At 33.7% G+C, this 4,177-nt stretch carries 3 protein-coding genes; all 3 read right to left on the bottom strand.

Translation table 11 applies throughout. From position 1 onward, the window contains the following. Positions 1-143: 143 nt before the first annotated feature. The gene (locus tag J7M77_RS09600; protein ID WP_296877910.1) at positions 144-830 is read right to left on the bottom strand and encodes a response regulator; all 687 of its coding nucleotides are present in this window, start codon (positions 828-830) and stop codon (positions 144-146) included. A gap of 230 nt (positions 831-1,060) precedes the next feature. Continuing rightward, positions 1,061-2,740: a biosynthetic-type acetolactate synthase large subunit gene (gene ilvB / locus J7M77_RS09605; protein ID WP_296877911.1), complete on the bottom strand. Its 1,680-nt coding sequence runs from the start codon at positions 2,738-2,740 to the stop codon at positions 1,061-1,063. A gap of 14 nt (positions 2,741-2,754) precedes the next feature. Beyond that, on the bottom strand, positions 2,755-4,177 hold a 1,423-nt coding region (gene ilvD, locus J7M77_RS09610), incomplete at its 5' end, for a dihydroxy-acid dehydratase (protein ID WP_296877913.1).

Here is a 4,177-nt window from a genome sequence, read left to right on the forward strand (position 1 = left end):
GTTTACTATTATTGCATAGATAATTGGACTAAATATTAATTTGGGTAATTTTTGATCTTTAACATTAGGTATTACCAATGAAATAATAAAAGTTAACCCAATTACATACATCAATGAATAAATATATTCAATCATAAAATTAATCATATTCTTTCCATCACTTTCATAATTAATTCAAATACATATTCCTTCTTTCTCCTACTAACTTCAATTTCTTCATTTATATGATTTAAAGTAATGATATTGCCTTTCATCTTTCTAACATTATCAATATTTATAATTTGATTTTTATTTACTAAAATAAACTGTTCTGGAAGAAGTGGAAATAATTCTTTTAATGGAAAATAACCAATATCTTCAATTCCATAAGTAAGATGGACAATCATGTGCTTTTGAACATATTCAATAAATAATACTTCCATCGGATTAAAACTATAGATTCCTTTTTTAGTTATAATTTTGATCTTTTTATTTTGACGCACTAATTTGATTGTTTCCGTTAGAACCCGATCAAAGTGTTCTTCCAACTGGTCTTTAAAAATATATCCAGCAACATTGATTCCAAATGCTTCTGCCATTCGATCATTGATACTTGTTATAAAAATTATGATAATATTTTTATAACGAAGTTGTTTAGACAAGGCAATCCCATCTATTTCAGGCATATCGATATCTAGAAATAATATATCATAGTGTTTACTACAGTTAATAAAATCAGTTGGTCTAGTATATTTATCGATTATACAATTTTCCAATAATTTATTTTCTAAAATCAACTTATGTATTTTATCACAATAATAAATCTCATCATCTAAGATTGCAATTTCCATTTTTTATCTCCCTACATCTATATATATTATTTTAACGGTATTTTTCTTAAGAGATATGCAAAAAGCCCAAATCGGGGTAGAATGAAGCTAATTTATTATTGCGAAAATAAATATCTTTTTTATACAACTATGTATTATAATAACTAAGTTTGTATCTAACAAATTATTACTGTTTATTTATTTTTTGAAAATAAAAACACCTCAGAATAATACTCTGAAGTGTAATTATTTTATTTATTTTTTAAATCAGAAGCATCGAAAGCTTTGGCAATTGCCCCACCTGGAGCAACCATTGGGAATACTTTATCATCTTGATCGATGATACATTCGATTACCACTGGTCCATCACATTCCATTGCTTCTTTGATTGCTGAATCTAATTCTTCTTTAGTAGTAACTTTAATTGCTTTGCAGCCTAAACCTTCAGCAACTTTACAGAAATCTACTTTATCAGTTAAGATCGTATTTGAATAACGTTTACCATAGAATAAAGTTTGCCATTGACGAACCATTCCTAATACATGGTTATTCATGATTACCTGGATAACTGGAATATTATAACGACTTAAAGTAGCTAATTCATTCATATTCATTCTAAAGCAGCCATCACCAGCAATATTAAATACAGTTTTATGAGGATTTCCTAGTTTAGAACCCATGGCAGCTCCCAAGCCAAATCCCATTGTTCCAGCCCCACCAGATGAAATTAATTGACGTGGCCGTCTAAATTTATAATATTGTGCTGTCCACATTTGATGTTGCCCTACATCAGTACAAATGATTGCTTCACTGTTTGTAAGAAAATCAATTCGTTCAATAATGTATGGTCCCGTTAACCCATTATCTTCATAAGATAATGGATATTGTTCCTTTAATTCTCGAATTTCTTTTAACCAGTGTGGATGGTTTTGTCTTGTTAGTTTGGCATTAAGTTCTTTTAAAACACTTTTAGCATCACCAACGATTCCTAAATCAACAACCACATTTTTATTAATTTCAGCAGCATCAATATCAATATGAATGATCTTAGCATCTTTGGCAAATGATCCCGTATCTCCAGTAACACGATCAGAGAAACGAGCACCTACTACGATTAACAAATCGCATTTACTAACACCAAAGTTTGAAGCTTTGGTACCATGCATTCCTAACATTCCCGTATAACGAGGTCTAGTAGTATCAAAAGCACCTTTTCCCATTAATGAATCAGTTACCGGCGCATCTATTTTTTCCGCAAATTCTTTAATTTCAGCAGCGGCATCACTAATGATAGCTCCACCCCCAACAAAGATAAATGGTTTTTCACTAGCTTCTATCATTTTAATGGCTTCATCTAATTCTTGATTGCCATAAGTATAACGACGTGGTTCGATCACTTCAGGTGTTTGTGGTTCAAATTCAATCGTAGCTGCTGTAACATCTTTAGTAATATCTACTAATACCGGTCCTGGTCGACCTTCTTTAGCAATCTGAAAAGCTTTGCGAATAGTTGGTGCCAAATCTTTAATATTTTTAACAATAAAATTATGTTTAGTAATCGGCATAGTCACACCAGTAATATCAATTTCCTGAAAGCTATCACGTCCAAGTAAAGATACCCCAACATTAGCAGTAATAGCAACGACTGGTGAAGAATCCATATACGCTGTAGCAATTCCGGTAACTAAGTTAGTTGCTCCAGGTCCTGAAGTTGCCATACATACTCCAACTTTTCCAGTTGAACGGGCGTACCCATCAGCAGCATGGGCTGCGCCTTGTTCATGAGAAGTTAAAATATGATTGATTTTATCTCTGTATTCATATAATGCATCATAAACATTTAAAATTGTTCCCCCTGGATAACCGAAAACAGTGTCTACACCTTGTTCGATCAAACATTCAGCAACAATTTGGGAACCTGTTAATAACATTTAAATACCTCCCTCTATTTATTTTTTTGTACTTCTAAAATAGCTCCACGATCACCTGAAGTTACCATTGCTGCATATCTTGCTAGATAGCCAGTAGTTACTTTTGGTTCTCTTGGTTGCCACTTAGCTTTACGTTTTGCCATTTCTTCATCAGAAATTTTTAAATTAATTTTATATTCAGGAATATTAATTTCTATAATATCGCCTTCTTCGACTAAAGCAATCGGACCGCCTACGGCTGCTTCAGGAGAAACATGTCCAATCGAAGCCCCACGAGATGCCCCAGAAAATCTTCCGTCAGTAATTAGAGCTACTGTTGATCCTAAGCCCATCCCAGCAATTGCAGAAGTTGGATTCAACATTTCGCGCATTCCTGGTCCACCTTTTGGTCCTTCATAGCGAATTACAACAACATCTCCATCTACGATCTTTCCACCTTTAATCGCTTTAATTGCATCTTCTTCACAATCAAAGACTCTTGCCGGACCGCTGTGTTCCATCATTTCTGGTACAACTGCTGAACGTTTTACAACACTGCCATCAGGTGCTAAATTTCCTGATAAAACAGCTAATCCACCAGTTTTACTATATGGATTTTCAACTGTACGAATTACTTCAGGATCAAAGTTAACTGCATCTTTAATATTTTCACCTACTGTTTTACCAGTAACAGTCATACAATCAAGATTTAATAAATTCAATTTACTGATTTCTTTCATTACTGCATAAATACCGCCTGCTTCATTCAAATCTTCCATATAAGTAGGTCCAGCAGGTGCTAAATGGCAAAGATTTGGTGTTTTTTCACTTATTTCATTAGCAAATTTTATATTGAAATCAAAACCAATTTCATGAGCAATAGCTGGCAAATGTAACATTGAATTAGTTGAACATCCAAGTGCCATATCCATCGTCAAAGCATTCATCATTGATTCCTTAGTGATGATATCACGAGGACGAATGTCCTTCTTTAATAATTCCATAATTTGCATTCCAGCACGTTTAGCTAATTTAATTCTTTCAGAATAGACAGCCGGAATAGTACCATTTCCTCGAAGCCCCCTTCCTACCACGTCAGTTAAACAGTTCATTGAATTTGCTGTATACATTCCAGAACATGAACCGCATGTTGGACAAGCATGGTTTTCATAATAACGAACTTCTTCTTCATCAATTTTACCGGCACTATAGCTTCCTACCGCTTCAAACATTGATGATAAGCTAGTTTTTTTACCATGTACGCGCCCTGCCAACATTGGTCCCCCAGAAACAAAGATTGTTGGTATATTGATTCTTGCAGCTGCCATCAATAATCCAGGTACGTTTTTATCACAGTTGGGTACCATAACCACGGCATCGAATTGATGAGCTAAAGCCATTGCTTCAGTACTATCAGCAATTAAATCTCTAGTTACTAACGAATACTTCATTCCAATA

The organism is Thomasclavelia sp., assembly GCF_017889095.1.
GTDB lineage: Bacteria > Bacillota_I > Bacilli_A > Erysipelotrichales > Coprobacillaceae > Thomasclavelia.